Here is a 15,183-nt window from a genome sequence, read left to right as displayed (position 1 = left end):
GCAAAGAAGCGTTGTAGCCGTCTGTAATTACTGTTTGTCCTACCTTTGACAAATCCTCTTGCTATTTGTTTGAGGTTGCTACTTTGTACTTGTATTATCGCTAGAGTAATTAAGGCTAAACACGTCAATCTTGCCTTGTTCATGGTTAGGTTTTGCGATAATATATTTATGAGCTGATTAAGGTTTGGCATAGTGTGGTTCGTCAGAAAAATTACTATTATGCCTTGTCCTTAGTCAGCTTTTTTGTTTTTTGTCGTGTACAGAGAATGATATTTTTGGAGATATAAGTACTATCTGCTGAAAGCATTTTAATCCAAATGGTAATAATTATCAATAACGATTAGCAATTGATTATCAACAAAACACCCTACTCTATAATATCCGTATCCTCTGTCCCTTCTTCTGGCACTTCGGGCTCTTTTTTTAACGGTTCAATTTTACGATGATCGTTGATAATATCGATTAATGGGGTGGTATCAGGCTCAAACTGAGTCCACTCAGGTCGAATAGCCTCCATATTTATCGTCTCGTCTTTAATATCGATCACGGGGAAAGTACTGGTATAAAAAGCCAGCAATGCCTGCCCGCGATCGCTAACCAACCACTCCATAAACCTTAAAGCATGACCCACTTCTTCTCCCCTATCCACCATGCCTATGGCAATAGCATTGGTAATGGCCCCTCGGTTAATTTGATTGGGCCACATTAACCGCAGCTGAGTATTAGGCTGGGTTTTGGCATAGCCCCAAAAGGCATCGCTGTCTACAATCCCCACATCACAGCCCCCTTGCTCCATCTGATTAAGAACATCCTCATTGCTGGCCAGTGGACTGCCCATATTGGTTTGCCAATTGCTCAGAATTTCTGGGGTCAGCTTGGTACCATTATAGGACATCATCATTTTGGCAATGGCTTGGTTTTCTGGACTATAAATATCGGTCATACAAAGCCTGCCCAGCCATTTGCTGGCACCAAGATCGGCATAGTTCACCAATTCACGCTCATTAACTTTATTTTTGTTATAAACAATGCTTCGAGCATACTTACCCACCCCAAACCATTCTCCATCAGGGTCTTGATAATGGGCGGGCACAGCCTCCACCAAGACCTGTGACCCTACCGACTGTAACACATGACTGGCACTGGCATTGGCCAGTGAGTAGACGCTATGCATCATTAACATGTCTACCCCTTTTGGAAGGTTTACATCGAAGTGTAAAGGGGGCTCTTCATCAAAGCTCACAGTAAAGACACTTTTATCTACAGGCACCCACTCAATCAATATGCCAGTCTCTTGACGATAGGCATCACTAAGCCTAGTCATATTTTTTATGTCTAGGTCAGTGCCTATTTGAAATCTTTCTTGACTGATTTGCACCGGGTTGTTGGTTGGCTGCTCCTTCTGATTTTGGTCATCTGAACAGCCCATCAAACTTAGCGAGGCTAAAATAAAGACAGGTAAAGCTCTTGTTAGAAACTTACTATTTGACCTAACAACCTTAGACATGAGAGGAAACCTATGACAGTAAATACGCGAACAGAAGAAAGGATAAGAGTTAAAGCAGCCTAAAAGGCTAAGTATAACTGAAAACAGCCCTATAGATAACGGCCACATAAGGCATTGACTGCAGCTTCCGTACGCAGAATCCGACTGCCTATATTGACGGGCTGACAGCCATTGTCTTGTAACAGGCCCACCTCATAATCAATCCAGCCACCTTCCGCACCAATACACAATACTTGTGGCAAGCCGGCCTGTTCAATGTAGGCATTAAAGGATAATGGACTATAAGGGTGGGCCACCACTAAACTACGATCTTTGGCCCAAAGACTAAGCTCATCTTCCACAAAGGGTTTAAAGCGTTTTTTTAATTGGATGTTAGGCGCTATGGTATCTACCCCTTGCTGCAGCCCCTCTGTCACAAACTCATCAATTCTACTGAGTATAGGGCTTTGCCAATAGCTTTTATCCGTGCGGTAGCTGTTGACTAAAATGATTTCGGCCACCCCTATGGCAGTCATATCCATTATTAGTCTTCGCAACACCTTCGGCCTCGGCAAGGCTAAAACTACCGTTAAATCCAGCTTGCTCGGAGGCATGGTATTTAAATTCAGGCTACCTAGCTTAAGCTGGGTGTCCGACACGGCTTCGATAACTGCTGTTCCCAATTCCCCATTTAAGCTGCCTACTTTTAAGCCATCTCCTGCCTTGAGCTCAAGCACCTGCTGTACATGCTTAATTTGGCTAAGATCAGTGATGCTGAAACTGGTCTGCTCGTTATCTAACTCAGGTAACAGTAGGATATTCACAGTGCTTCATCCTCACCACGTTTACGCACCTTAAAGTGATCCAAATCCACTTCATCCTCTTTTGGATCAGGAGCCTTTTCTGCCATTCTAGTGGCGGTTAATAGATCTTCTATCATCTGCAGCTGTTGCTGCATGGCATTACTCTTGGTAGCCACTAGCTTTTGCCCTTGTTGACCTGCCTGCTTAGCCTGCTCAGGATAAGTTAACCATTGAATCACACTATCTAGCAGTGAAGCATTAGGCATGGCACCAGCATTACCAGATATTTTAGAAGCCTTATCTTTTTGAGTACTGTTGACGGCGTTAACCACTTTTAAAGCACCCACTTCATTTAAGGCAGCCACGACTTCATGGCACGACTGAGTATAAGGCCCCATGATAATAGGTTTGGCGAAACTGGCCGCTTCAATTGGATTATGCCCCCCAATATTTACCAAAGACCCGCCCACTAAAGCCACGTCTGACAGCTGATAACAGGCAGTTAACTCCCCCATGGTGTCTGCAAGATAGACCTGAGTATTCGCCTCTATAAGCTGTTGTTGACTACGACGGTGATAAATCAAGGCAGACTGATCGAGCAGCTCAGCGACTGCATCAAAGCGCTCAGGGTGGCGAGGCACTAAAATAAGCACGGCATTGGCCAAGTTCGCCTGCACAATAATCTGTTTGTGAGCTTCAATCACCGCTTTTTCTTCCCCTTCATGGGTACTACCGGCAACCCAAATAGGGCGATTGAAAACTTCAGAATTAGCGCCAAATTCAGCCTGTAAAGCTTTTATCTTGGCAGTTGATGTCAAGTCAGATTGTGCAGTAGTAGTAGCAGCTGCTCCAGTGGACCACTTTAAAGAATTTGCCCGACGAATTTTCACAACGTCAGCCCCCAAACGGCGAAAACGCTTCGCTGAGTCCGCATCTTGAGCAATAATCATGCTGATATTGTGCATCATGCTTTTACTAACTGAGGCATACTTGGCATAACTCTCGAAGGACTTTTGCGACAGTCTGGCATTTACCAGTACCGAAGGGACTGCTGATTGTTTTAATACCGCTAAGATATTGGCCCACAGCTCTGTTTCTACAAACATCGCCAAATCAGGCTGAGCCTTATTAACAAACTTCTCAATGATGGCTTTATCATCAACAGGTACAAAAGTATGTACCATTTGCTGGTTGGCAATGGCTTCTGCAAAGAGCTGTTCAGTACGTGCAAAGCCGGTTTGGGTAGTATTGGTAATCCAAATTCTAGCCCCTTGCTGTAACATCACTTTTAGCATAGGAGCAATGGTATTGGTCTCTCCCAATGACACGGCATGACACCAGATACTGGCTCCATTTAAAGCACTGGGTGTTGAAGAGGAAGGTATGGAGGTCATCGAGTAAGCAGGAGGCTGCGGATAGCGACGACCATAACGGGTGTCGATTTCCTGTTTATAATCGGCCACTGGCATATCGCTTTTTTTGGCTTGGCGATAGCGGCGCCACAAGACCAGCCTATAAATTGGCTTTAACAATTTGATGGCTAATTTGTAGTACCAAGGAGGCGAAATGGCCTCAGTGGTTTTTTTGATATTTGATACTGAAGAATAGGCTGAGTTAGAAGCATGGGCGTCTTTATTGTCTGGCATAATCAACCTATGGTCACCTTAAAAAATTGCAGCCCTAGATTACTTTATAAGCATTGTTAAAAACACTAAAACCAAATAATCAGGCACTTTAATAGAACGGTCCGAATAAAAAATAGCCGATATTCTACCGCATTTAAAATTTATAAAATAGCCATTCCTATCAGTAATTTAAGCATTACAGTAACGGGCTAAATAACCGTATCCCTGAGTCAAAAAGCTGCTTGTAAGTGGGTCGGCTTTCCCACTCATCCCACTGTAACAGCTCACACTGAGTTAAGTAAGCCTGTTGGCACGCATAAACCTGCTTTACGATACTTGGGGTATACAGTGCCAAGCTGATTTCCATATTTAAATAAAAGCTACGCATGTCCATATTCACAGTGCCAAACAAGCAATAATCATCATCAATAACCACTGTCTTGGCATGTAGCAAGCCGCCTTTAAACAAAGCTATTTTGACTCCCGCCTCCATCAATATTGAGTAAGAGGCCTGTGAAGCATGCTGTACAAAAAAGGAGTCTACTTTTTTGGGTAAAATTAACGTAACCTCTACTCCCCTTTTAGCGGCTGTGGTTAAAGCAGCCAACAAGGCTTCATCTGGCACGAAATAAGGGGTGGTTATCTGGATGCGGTGATCTGCCCTATGAAAAATCGTCAATAGAGTATTATAAATCACATGTTCGGTAATACGGGGAGCCGAAGGAATAACCTGAGCCATCACATTGTCTATCACCGGCATGTTGGCAATAGCCCGCATATAATCCGGTAAGCTTGGATCTGAATCTACCTCATAATCAGGGTCTTGCTCTGAGGCCTTAAAGTCATGACCATATTCATCACTTAAATTAAGGGAGGAGATTTGTCTGGCCAAATAGCCAGATGCTTTATCATTAATGTCATTAATTGCAGGCTTGGGGCGATATAACTTACGGGTATACATATTGATATTATTTTCAATCCGATAGCCAAGCTGCTCTAGATTACGCGTGCTTTCTGCGCCGATATCGGTAACGCTAACCGCTGCCAACGCCGTGACCACACTCACCGCATTATCACTTTCAATGCGCATGATCAGATCAATCCATTGCCCCACGGCTTTGTCTTGTTTAAAAAACTCAGGATCAACTAAGTTAAAACTACCGGTATAGCCAATATCATCATCAATCACCACAATCTTTCGGTGATTACGTAGGTCACTGCGTTTTAATAAAGTTTTAAACAGACCGACGGGTAAGGACTGATGAATAATAACCCCCGCTTCGACCAGCTTTTCATGCCAATCATCGGCAAAGAAGCTAAAGCTTCCCACACTATCCGCCAATACTTGACACTCTACCCCTCTTTGAACCGCTTCAATTAAAGCCTGAAACACTTCTTGGACTCGGCCTTTGGGGTAAATAATATAAAACTCCATTAAAATTAAAGTGGAGGCATTATTTATATCCTGTATTAAGGTGTCAAAAGTACTGTCTGCAGAAGTTAATAGCTGCATGCTGTGGTTATCATAAACCCCAAAACCAGTATCAAACGTACCAATACGGCTCACACCTTGATAGCGCTCAGATAGAGTATCATCCACTTTTGCTAGCTGAATATCTTGACGTTTGGCCACTCCATTTAACATATCTTGGGCCTGCGAGTTGCGTAGCTTATAACTCTTACCCAGATAAGGCTCGCCCACTAGCATGTAAGCAATAATACTAAAAAAAGGAATGGCAAATAGCAGAACCAACCAAGCGATAGCAATACCTGTATTGCGCTGCGTTGATAGAATACGCACCACCATAAAAATGGTTAGTACTAGGTGAATGGTTACCCCCAACCAAGCCCAGTTGCCCGCTGAGAAGGATTCTAGCGACGTCATAATCCGATCTAGTAGCTGGACTAAATCTGCTTGAGCAGTCAGGACGAAAGAAGAAAGTGCAAATGGAGCCATAAGTTATACGACTGGTTGGGTATTTATTATTAAGAATAAAGAGCTTAGCGATAGATTACTCGCTTGAGGTTAAAAATGCCAACAATGCTTTCTCATTAAGCTGTTGAAACTTCCGAGTGCGTCCCCGATAACCCTTTTTGTAGCTTTCAATAAAGGTTTTGTCTAAAAATCGATTGATCACTTTGGGGTGAATATAAGAGGCACGGCAAACACTGGGGGTATTACCGAGACTATCAGCCACTTGTTTTACCATATCCACCACCAGCTGCTGACGTTCTTTACTATTCGGCTCGCTATCTAAAATAGCTGAGTCAGCATGCTGATACAGATACTCAGCTGCTAACACCGAGGCCATCCAGGTTCGAAAATCTTTGGCACTATACTCCTCCCCAGTGTGCTCACGTAGATATTCATTGATATCGTCGCTTTCCACCACCTGTTTATCACCCTGCTCATCTAGGTATTTAAAAATACGATAGCCTGGTAAGTCAGAACAGGCATTGACTATCTGTATCAAACCCTCATCTTCAAGCTCAATATGATGTTCTTTAGCGCTTTTGCCCACAAAATCAAAAGCTAAGCCGTCCTCGGTTTCTGTCACATGCTTACTTCTTAAGGTGCTCAAACCATAGCTTTTATTTTGCTTAGCATATCTATCGTTGCCGATACGAATTAGCGTGGTTTCTAACAGCCTTACCACGGCTGCTAATACCTTCTCTCGACTAAGTGTCTCTGACTGCAAATCCTGTTCTACTTGTGCTCTTAGTACTGGAAGCTTATCTCCGAAGCCAATCATTGCCTCAAACTTAGCTTCGTCACGGACTTTATTCCACAGCTCATGATACAAGTATTGCTTACGGCCTTTTTCATCCCTTCCGGTACATTGCAAATGCCCATTATCATAATGACAAATCCACACCTCAGACCACATAGGCGGTATGGCTAGCGAATCAAAACGCTTACGCAGCTTTTTATTCTTAACGGTTTTTCCCTGCCCATCTCGATAACTAAAACTTTTGCCCCACCGTATTCGGGTATAACCCGGTTCTTCATCGCTGACATATCGTAACTTGGCCTTTTTCGCTAAAGCCTCATAATCATGCCGAATATCGCCTTCAACTTCTGAAGCTAAGGCCACGTTTTTTGAAGCTCTAGACTTTGATGTGGATTTTGATGGGCTCATAACGATCTCTGTAATTGAAATAAAAAGGAAGATAAGGTTAGGTTTTAAATGTATTTTAAAGAGACGTTAATAATTAACACAGAGGCCCCGTTTAGGAAAATAGTTACTGCCTGTAACTTTAATTCCCCATTCACCTCAACCAGTAATAAAAAAGACTGTACCCTATTGTTAGGTACAGCCTTATTGTCATCACTGTAACTGGTCTTGAATAACTGTCAAATTAAGTCATTCTAATTGCGCCATCCAAACGAATAACATCCGCATTTAGATAGGCGTTTTCAATGATATGCGCCACTAGTTTTGCAAACTCTGTCGGATCACCTAAACGCTTAGGATAAGGCACACTGGCTTTCAATTGCTCTTGTGCTTTTTCAGGCAGACCTGCCATCATAGGTGTGGCGAAAATACCTGGGGCAATGGTCATCACTCGGATACCATGACGGGTTAATTCACGGGCCAAGGGAAGCATCATTCCTACTACACCTGACTTAGACGAAGAATAGCTGGCTTGTCCTACTTGACCGTCAAAGGCTGCGATAGAAGCGGTATTAATAATAATACCTTGGTCTTCATTATTAGGACCACCTTCAGTGGCCACTCGCTTAGCAATACTTGAAGCCACTAAGCGTGCCACATTAAAGCTGCCTGTTAGGTTGATTTGAACCCCTTTGTTGAATTTATCTAGGTCTGCTGGATTATTGTCTCGGTCCAATAGCTTTTGTACAATAGCAATCCCTGCACAGTTGACACTACCGGCCAAACCACCAAACTCTTTTTCTGAAGTTTCGACCGCAGCTTGAACCTGCTCACCACTGGTAACATCGCAGCGGACAAAGCGTACAGACTCCCCTAACTCCTTAGCCAATGCCGCACCCGCCTCTTCATTTAGATCAGCGATGACCACATTAGCACCGCGTGAGACCAATTCTCTAGTGGTGGCTTCACCAAGGCCTGAAGCGCCTCCGGTTACGATAAAAGTTTGTGATTCAGTTTTCATATAAAATCCTTCTAATATTTTTATTTAACTAAAAAATGACCCATCAAAAAAGTAATCAAGGGATACCTCTTTGGTCAAGCCTTCCTATACTATATCTTATTGACGCAATAAAAAACGCTGGATTTTACCACTAGGCGTCTTTGGTAAGGCCTCGACAAATTCGACAAAACGTGGATAAGCATGCGCCGAAAGACGCTTTTGTACCAAAGCCTTAATCTCGCTAACCAACTCCTCCGTACCTATAATGCCTTGTTTTAGCACCACAAATGACTTAATGACATGACCACGCATCTCATCTGGCACACCTACTGCTGCCGACTCAGCAACTGCCTCATGTTCCATCACACAGTTCTCAACATCAGTAGGCCCAATGCGATAGCCTGCGGTAATGATAATGTCATCATCACGCCCAGCAAACCAGAAGGTGCCATCTTCATGACGCTCGACCACGTCACCAGTCAAATAGTAATCGCCTGAGAAGGCTTGTTTTTCATCCCAGCTATAGCCTCTAAAGTAGAAGGCTGGCGACTCGCTGACCACCACTGCCAATTGGCCTTGCGTACCGTCTGCAACGGGTTGTAAGTTATCATCAAGTACTACCAGTTTGTGTCCTGGCATAGGCACACCCATGCTGCCTGTAGGGGCTTCATGAGTCAATGCATGGTGCATACAGCAGGTCATGCCCGTCTCTGTCTGCCCATATTGGTCAAACACTGTACAGCCCAAATTCTCTTCGACCCAGTTAACCACTTCGGTATTCAAGGTCTCGCCAGCTGAGTTAGCAACACGTAAGCATAATTTATCTGCGACATTTTCAAACACGCCACTAGACTTCATCATTCTGAAAGCAGTTGGCGATGAGGCAATATTGGTAATTTTATGACGCACTAGAAAATCAAGGGTGTTCTGAGCATCAAAGCCCATTTCATTAAAGTGAGTGGTCACTCCCATTAATAAAGGACCGGTAATGGCATAATATAAGCCGTACGCCCACCCAGGATCCGCCATATTCCAGTAGTTATCTGTTTGTTGTAAATCAATGGCATAGCGCATATATAAATAAAATGTTGGTAAGGCAGCAAGAGGCACACTCACCCCTTTTGACTTGCCTACGGTACCCGAGGTGAACATCTGTAAAAATGGGGCGTCGGTATCTAATATCACCGCCTCAAATTCAGTATCGAAAGCCTCAATATCGTTAAAATTAGCATCTGAATAGGCATTGGTTGCCTCATCTTCTTTAGTGACTAAGACCATTTGCGGTAAATTGGCGATACCCTCAAACTTTGCTCGGTTCTCAGGGTTGGTAAACACCACCTTAGTATCGACCTTCTCCAGTCTGTACTCGATAGACTCTACCCCAAAAGCGGTAAATAGCGGCTGATAAATCGCACCAATGCGCCAAGTCGCAAAAACAATAATAAGCAGCTCTGGCGTACGGGGCAGCATAGTAGCCACCCTATCGCCTTTTTTTACCCCATAGCTCTGTAACATATGGGCCACTTGAGCACTCTTTTTATCTAGCTCATCGAAAGTAAGTTGGGTAATTTTTTGCTCGGTATCTTCATGAACCAAAGCCACCTTATCCCCTAAGCCGTTACGAATATGTCTACCACAACAAGCTAAATAGGCGTTAAATTGATCTTGTGGATGGTCATTAAAGATTTCTTTAATGAGGGTATCTGGAGTGAATGCTTGATAAAAATCAGCATAATTTTGAGAAGCACTAGACTTTACTGTAGTCACTGACATAATCGCTATTCCTTTAGCTAAGTTATTGATGAAGGGGGAGCATGTGGGCTCCGCAAAAAAGTCCTAACCCTTGCCTCCTTACCCTGTTTAGGAGGAATATCTATTTGAGGGCTATAGACCGTTAGTTTCCTTTTAACCCTTCTATTAATAACCGATTTCAAAACTTATTTCAATACAAAACGTATCATTAATAACAATAATAAAAAAAAGCAGCAAACCGAAATTTGCTGCCTTTTCACAAGCTATTACTAATTAGCTTCAACTGACTATTTGTCAGAAGTGCTATTTGCCATAAGTGCAAAGATAAGCCGTCTCGACCGCGACTTTAACCTGGAACTTTTGATTGGCTTCAATGGTAAAGCTTTCACCCGCCTCATAAGTCACAAACTTATCAGAGCCTGGAAGTTTGACGGTTAATGCACCGCTCACCACAGTCATGGTTTCAAATTCACTGGTACCAAATTCATACTCACCAATCTCCATGACACCCACAGTCGCAGGTTTGGTGGCCGTTTGAAAGGCAATTGAAGTCACTTTATTATCAAAATACTGATTAACGCTTGGCATAGGCCCTCCTTAGAATGGGTAAACCCTTTACTTAAATTGAATAAGTATAGGTCTTAAACACTTGCCTATTCTACTAGGTTTACCCTTAAACTAATATCTAAAATTTTTTGCTAAAGACTTATTCACTAAGCCTTAAATCAAGCCTTTTATAGCTCTGATAACCAGTCTTTCTGACGCAGACTTTGCTTAGTTTCACGGCGCTTTTTCTTACGCACCGCTTCAACATCATCCTTTTGATGCACCCCACCCTTTTTAAGCAGGGGGTTAAAAGCCAGATGATTACGGGGCTTGGTTGCATTTTTTAAAGCGCTTAGATTGGCAGCGTCTTCTTGGCAGCGTCTTCATTGCTACCTAACTGTTTATTACTCTGATTTTCTAACTGTTTCGCCAGTTTTAGAGTTTGTTTCAAGCTCATAATTTTGTCCTAAATATAGTATTTTTTTATAGATTTTATCATTTGCCACTAAGGGCTGTTGATTATTTACTAGCATATCTGTTCTCCTTGGTTTAAAAACTTACCCCTAGCTATCTAGGCTTTAGCACCTAAAATATCTAGCCTTTCACACAAAGCACCTGCTTCAGGGTATGCACCACTTCCACCAAGCTTTTTTGGTTGTCCATGACTTCATCAATGTCTTTGTAAGCACCCGGTATTTCATCGAGGACACTTTTATCTTTTTTACATTCCACGCCTGCGGTCTGTGCTTTTAGCTCATCAACCGTAAAGGTCTTAGCTGCTTTAGTTCGGCTCATTTTGCGCCCTGCCCCATGCGAGCATGAGCAAAAAGATTCTTCATTACCAAGCCCACGTACAATAAAAGACTTAGCACCCATTGAGCCTGGAATAATACCCAGCTCGCCTTCATAAGCACTAATCGCCCCTTTGCGAGTGACATAGACACTCTCGCCAAAGTGCGTCTCTTCTTCCACATAGTTGTGATGACAGTTGATGGCTTCTTTGGTCAGCGTAAAGTGGGGTAAGCCTGCCTGCTTCGATTGCATAGCATCCAATACCAAGCGCATCATCTCTTTACGGTTTTGCACTGCATAATCTTGCGCCCACTGCACCGCCTCCACATAGTCATCAAAGCTGTTTGAGCCCTCGGCAAAGTACGACAGGTCTTTATCCGGCACATGACCAAAACGAGACTGATGTTCTTTTTTGGCCAAATTAATAAAGTAGCGACCGATGCAGTTGCCAATACCACGACTTCCTGAATGTAGCATCACCCACACATCGTTATTTTCATCAAGACAAATCTCGATAAAGTGGTTACCGCCGCCTAATGTGCCCAGCTGTTTTGCCCAAGTACGCTCAAAGCCTTTTAACATCTTTAACAGACCAGGATGCTTGTCCGTGATTGGCTTTAATCGCTTGCCAAGTGGATCAAGGGTTGAGGCTTTAGCGGTGATTTGATTGTGCATATTAAAACCAACTGGCACTTGCTTTTCTATCGCTGAGCGCACTGCTCTTAGACTGTCTGGCAAATCACTGGCGGTTAACGAGGTACGCATCGCATTCATACCACAGCCAATATCTACCCCAACCGCTGCTGGAATAATCGCTGACTTGGTTGGAATAACGCTGCCTACTGTCGCACCCTTACCCACATGCACATCTGGCATCACCGCAATGTGCGAGTGGACAAATTCAAGCTGTGCCATATTGCGTAATTGTTTGATGGCATCTTGGGCGATGTCATTGGTATAAACCTTGACCGGCACCCCTTTTTTACTGTTTTCATTCAAAATTAGCTGTATGCCCATTTTGTTTTACCTTAAATTTTATTCATTTTACTGAGCTTATGCCCGACCCTAAATCCTGTATTTATTCAACTGCAATAAAAGGCGAAAGCACAAGCTGATTTATATTGGTTTGCCTAAAGCAAATAGAGAAATGAGAGTGAATACTGTGTTAAATGACAGACGCATAAAAGCCCATTAACCTAAGGTCAATGAGTGTCAAAGATACAAAAACAGGGAATACTAGAAATGACTTTTAAAGCTGAAGCTAAATTAAGCCAAAGCCAACACTAGAAAAAGAAAGCTAAATCAAGCTTAGTCTAACCTGAGCGAAGTTATAACAAACATCGCATTGCTTTGCATTATCTTGAACACAGTCTTTTTTACACAATGACATGCTGAATCCTCCGTAGGTTATGGCTTATATGCAGGTTGATCTACAACAAAGCAAGTGATTGGATATTAATGATTGTTCTGACCGCTTAAAACCACCATTTATAACCACTGGAGCTTTGGGTCAAAAGTAAACAGATTATAGGAGGCCAGTAGCCAAATATCAAATTTTTCGCTATTGGCCCCAATTACTACTAGCTCAAAATATTACTAGCTCAAAACTTAAACCGGTTAGCTTTAGGGTTTCATTAGTTTTTAATTAACTTAGCGTGTAGCCAAAATCCTGCTAACATCGCTACCACAAACAACATGGACTCAGTATAGCCGGCTAAAGCCGTAACCAGTGCAGGTGCTGGGCAAAATCCTAACATACCCCAGCCTATCCCAAATATTAAACTGCCAATCGCCAGTTGTGGCGTGATCTTGGTGGCCGTGGGTAACTGAAAGTTGCCGTTATCTAAGGCCTTTCCGCCTTTGCTCATGCGCGACTTAACGTAAAAAAAGGTTGGCATGGCAACCGCAATCCCGCCGCCCATTACTAGACCCAATGAGGGATCCCAGCCGTGAAATAAACGTAAGAAGCCGAGTACTTTTTCTGGGTTCACCATTTGTGAAACAATCAGTCCAATAGCAAAGATAATGCCGGATAGGAAGCTAAAGATTAGGGTTAATCGATTATTAGTAGTCATAAGTGGCTCATTATATAAATTTTAAAGCAAATGATTTCATAACTATGCTTAGGCTTAACTTTGAAGCATGGCAAATAGAGTCGCTGTGGCAATACCACTCGATAAAAATAAAATCGTTGCGGTAATTGAGCGTGCAGAGAGTCGCGAAATACCGCAAATCCCATGCCCACTGGTACAGCCAGACCCTAATCGAGTGCCAAAACCTACTAATAATCCTGCTACAATAATTTTCCAGATAGGTTGCCCCATCTCTAGCTGTGGGAAACCATAAATTAACCCATATCCCCAAGTCGCTACTACCATTCCTAGAACAAACACCAACTGCCAACTAAATTTTGGTAATTGAGAAATAGAGCTTTTTAGTATTCCGCTCATACCCATTATATGGCCACTGCCTACTATCAAAACTGAGGCGGCTAACCCAATGATAAGTCCCCCAATTAAGGCACTCCAAGGGGTAAAGCTTGCCATATCAATCCAAGCGTACATACGCGCTCCTAATATTGTATTTAAATATATATTTTTTCAGCATCAGTCATGCGCAAACTTTCAATGGATCGGTATGCAGAGGCACTCCAAATATCCTATTCGTCAGTAGCGCAAAAACGCTGATACAAGACTTGCATAACGGCCAGTGCATCTTCACTAGCAATACTATAAAAAATTTGTCTGCCTTCTCGTCTAGTATTCACTAGTCCATTCTCGCGAAGCACACCAAGCTGCTGTGACAAACTGGGCTGCTTGATACCCGTTGATTGTTCTAAATCACGCACACAGGCCTCACCAGAGCCTACTATTTGGCAGAGCAATAATAGGCGATCAGAATGGGAAAGTGACTTAAGTAAGGCTGAGGCTTTAGAAGCAGAAGCTTTTAATGCTTCTACATCAATACTTTCTACATTTAAGGTATCGGTTGACATGGTTACAACATCCTAGATTTATATTATGGATACTTATTATATACAACAAACCTAGCCTACACATAAACATATTATATAATTTTGTATACTATTATTGCATAAGTTTATGCCGTTTGGCTATATCATTATAAAATTTATCTGCTCAATAGCTGATTGAGCAGATAAATAGTTAATTATTAAAGCAATTTATTGACTGAAATAGAGACAATCCTTACAGTAAGTTAACGCTAAGAATGAGCACTAACAACTAGTAAGAGGGCCAGATTTTTAATAAAGGTCTGAGCTATCCCATGAACGAAGAAAAGCCATTTAGTAGCATTTGTACGGAAATTGAGATTAGAATCATCCCCATTAAACGCTCAATAGCTTTTAGACCTCTATGTCCTAACAGCTTATATAATTTGGTTGAGAAAAATAGAATAACTGCTGAAATAAACCAAGCCAAAAGCAAGGCCATCAACGCCTTTGGAAGGCTTTCAGGGTTCTTTTCAGTTAATAGTATTAAAGTGGCTAGAATTGAAGGTCCGGCAATTAACGGGACTGCCAAGGGGACAATAAAAGGCTCCCCATCTTCATCTTCCTCATCGCTCATCACCCCGCCTCGAGTCGGAAAGATCATACGGATGGCGATAATCATCATAACCAAACCGCCGCCAATAGCCACAGCTTCGGTGCTTAGGCCTAAGGTATGCAAAATACTGCCACCAGCGAATAAGAACAGCACCATTAACAGCAGCGCAATCAGCAACTCTCTGATAATAATAAACTTACGTCTCTCTTCAGGCACCTTATTTAAGACAGATAAAAAAATAGGGATATTACCCAAAGGATCCATAATTAAAAATAAAGTGAGGGCTGTTGCGTAGATCTCCATAAAACTCCTTAATAAAAACCTTTTATTATTTTTTGACGGTAGTAAGTAATTAAAGGGAGTGATGATACCAAAAAAAAGCCGCCTATTTATAGCTTCATTTTTTGGGGGTACCAATCAAGTCCAATATTCTAATTTAGAATTTTTAATAGGCATTACTTCATATTACATTCGCTATTTCAGGGGCAGTACCTATG

Annotated in this window: 13 protein-coding genes; all 13 read right to left on the bottom strand. The window is 42.5% G+C overall.

Annotated elements, in window-relative coordinates; genetic code table 11:
* Nucleotides 1–367: 367 nt before the first annotated feature.
* Nucleotides 368–1,324 (bottom strand): ABC transporter substrate-binding protein, encoded by a 957-nt coding sequence (locus A1019T_RS10570; RefSeq protein ID WP_244156637.1) that lies wholly within the window; start codon nucleotides 1,322–1,324, stop codon nucleotides 368–370.
* Nucleotides 1,325–1,596: 272 nt separating this feature from the next.
* On the bottom strand, nucleotides 1,597–2,310 hold the full coding sequence (locus A1019T_RS10565) for a 16S rRNA (uracil(1498)-N(3))-methyltransferase (RefSeq protein WP_077451604.1): 714 nt from the start codon (nucleotides 2,308–2,310) through the stop codon (nucleotides 1,597–1,599).
* Nucleotides 2,307–3,935 carry a 3-deoxy-D-manno-octulosonic acid transferase gene (locus A1019T_RS10560; protein WP_077451603.1) on the bottom strand — a complete coding sequence of 543 codons (1,629 nt, stop codon included), beginning with the start codon at nucleotides 3,933–3,935 and terminating at the stop codon, nucleotides 2,307–2,309. Before A1019T_RS10560 ends, A1019T_RS10565 begins: the two co-directional genes overlap by 4 nt.
* A 175-nt stretch (nucleotides 3,936–4,110) precedes the next feature.
* Complete coding sequence (locus A1019T_RS10555; RefSeq protein ID WP_077451602.1) at nucleotides 4,111–5,871, bottom strand: phospholipase D-like domain-containing protein; 1,761 nt, start codon at nucleotides 5,869–5,871, stop codon at nucleotides 4,111–4,113.
* A gap of 55 nt (nucleotides 5,872–5,926) precedes the next feature.
* A complete protein-coding gene (locus A1019T_RS10550; protein WP_077451601.1) occupies nucleotides 5,927–7,054 on the bottom strand; it encodes a DNA topoisomerase IB in 1,128 nt (375 codons plus the stop codon).
* A gap of 220 nt (nucleotides 7,055–7,274) precedes the next feature.
* Entirely contained in the window at nucleotides 7,275–8,051 is a 777-nt protein-coding gene (locus tag A1019T_RS10545; protein WP_077451600.1) for an SDR family NAD(P)-dependent oxidoreductase, read from the bottom strand.
* A 96-nt stretch (nucleotides 8,052–8,147) separates the two neighbouring features.
* Nucleotides 8,148–9,803: an AMP-binding protein gene (locus A1019T_RS10540; protein WP_077451599.1), complete on the bottom strand. Its 1,656-nt coding sequence runs from the start codon at nucleotides 9,801–9,803 to the stop codon at nucleotides 8,148–8,150.
* A 282-nt stretch (nucleotides 9,804–10,085) separates the two neighbouring features.
* Nucleotides 10,086–10,370, bottom strand: a complete 285-nt coding sequence (ppnP, locus tag A1019T_RS10535; RefSeq protein ID WP_077451598.1) for a pyrimidine/purine nucleoside phosphorylase — start codon at nucleotides 10,368–10,370, stop codon at nucleotides 10,086–10,088.
* 552 nt (nucleotides 10,371–10,922) lie between these two features.
* Nucleotides 10,923–12,137, bottom strand: a complete 1,215-nt coding sequence (locus tag A1019T_RS10530; RefSeq protein WP_077451597.1) for an RtcB family protein — start codon at nucleotides 12,135–12,137, stop codon at nucleotides 10,923–10,925.
* Nucleotides 12,138–12,754: 617 nt separating this feature from the next.
* Entirely contained in the window at nucleotides 12,755–13,195 is a 441-nt protein-coding gene (locus A1019T_RS10525; RefSeq protein ID WP_077451596.1) for a DUF6691 family protein, read from the bottom strand.
* Nucleotides 13,196–13,249: 54 nt separating this feature from the next.
* On the bottom strand, nucleotides 13,250–13,684 hold the full coding sequence (locus tag A1019T_RS10520; protein ID WP_077451595.1) for a YeeE/YedE family protein: 435 nt from the start codon (nucleotides 13,682–13,684) through the stop codon (nucleotides 13,250–13,252).
* A gap of 95 nt (nucleotides 13,685–13,779) precedes the next feature.
* A complete protein-coding gene (locus A1019T_RS10515; protein WP_077451594.1) occupies nucleotides 13,780–14,115 on the bottom strand; it encodes an ArsR/SmtB family transcription factor in 336 nt (111 codons plus the stop codon).
* 283 nt (nucleotides 14,116–14,398) lie between these two features.
* The gene (locus A1019T_RS10510) at nucleotides 14,399–14,989 is read right to left on the bottom strand and encodes a YhgN family NAAT transporter (protein WP_077451593.1); all 591 of its coding nucleotides are present in this window, start codon (nucleotides 14,987–14,989) and stop codon (nucleotides 14,399–14,401) included.
* Nucleotides 14,990–15,183: the final 194 nt, after the last annotated feature.

The organism is Psychrobacter piechaudii (genome assembly GCF_900162825.1).
Lineage (GTDB): Bacteria > Pseudomonadota > Gammaproteobacteria > Pseudomonadales > Moraxellaceae > Psychrobacter > Psychrobacter piechaudii.
This window is presented reverse-complemented; position numbering and strand designations above follow the sequence as displayed.

Excerpts from the sequence above, each read along its gene's own strand:
- A1019T_RS10570 (WP_244156637.1), bottom strand. The coding sequence starts at position 1,324 with ATGACTAGGCTTAGTGATGCCTATCGTCAAGAGACTGGCATATTGATT.
- A1019T_RS10560 (WP_077451603.1), bottom strand. The coding sequence starts at position 3,935 with ATGCCAGACAATAAAGACGCCCATGCTTCTAACTCAGCCTATTCTTCA.
- A1019T_RS10555 (WP_077451602.1), bottom strand. The coding sequence starts at position 5,871 with ATGGCTCCATTTGCACTTTCTTCTTTCGTCCTGACTGCTCAAGCAGAT.
- A1019T_RS10550 (WP_077451601.1), bottom strand. The coding sequence starts at position 7,054 with ATGAGCCCATCAAAATCCACATCAAAGTCTAGAGCTTCAAAAAACGTG.
- A1019T_RS10545 (WP_077451600.1), bottom strand. The coding sequence starts at position 8,051 with ATGAAAACTGAATCACAAACTTTTATCGTAACCGGAGGCGCTTCAGGC.
- A1019T_RS10540 (WP_077451599.1), bottom strand. The coding sequence starts at position 9,803 with ATGTCAGTGACTACAGTAAAGTCTAGTGCTTCTCAAAATTATGCTGAT.
- ppnP (WP_077451598.1), bottom strand. The coding sequence starts at position 10,370 with ATGCCAAGCGTTAATCAGTATTTTGATAATAAAGTGACTTCAATTGCC.
- A1019T_RS10530 (WP_077451597.1), bottom strand. The coding sequence starts at position 12,137 with ATGGGCATACAGCTAATTTTGAATGAAAACAGTAAAAAAGGGGTGCCG.
- A1019T_RS10525 (WP_077451596.1), bottom strand. The coding sequence starts at position 13,195 with ATGACTACTAATAATCGATTAACCCTAATCTTTAGCTTCCTATCCGGC.
- A1019T_RS10520 (WP_077451595.1), bottom strand. The coding sequence starts at position 13,684 with ATGTACGCTTGGATTGATATGGCAAGCTTTACCCCTTGGAGTGCCTTA.
- A1019T_RS10515 (WP_077451594.1), bottom strand. The coding sequence starts at position 14,115 with ATGTCAACCGATACCTTAAATGTAGAAAGTATTGATGTAGAAGCATTA.
- A1019T_RS10510 (WP_077451593.1), bottom strand. The coding sequence starts at position 14,989 with ATGGAGATCTACGCAACAGCCCTCACTTTATTTTTAATTATGGATCCT.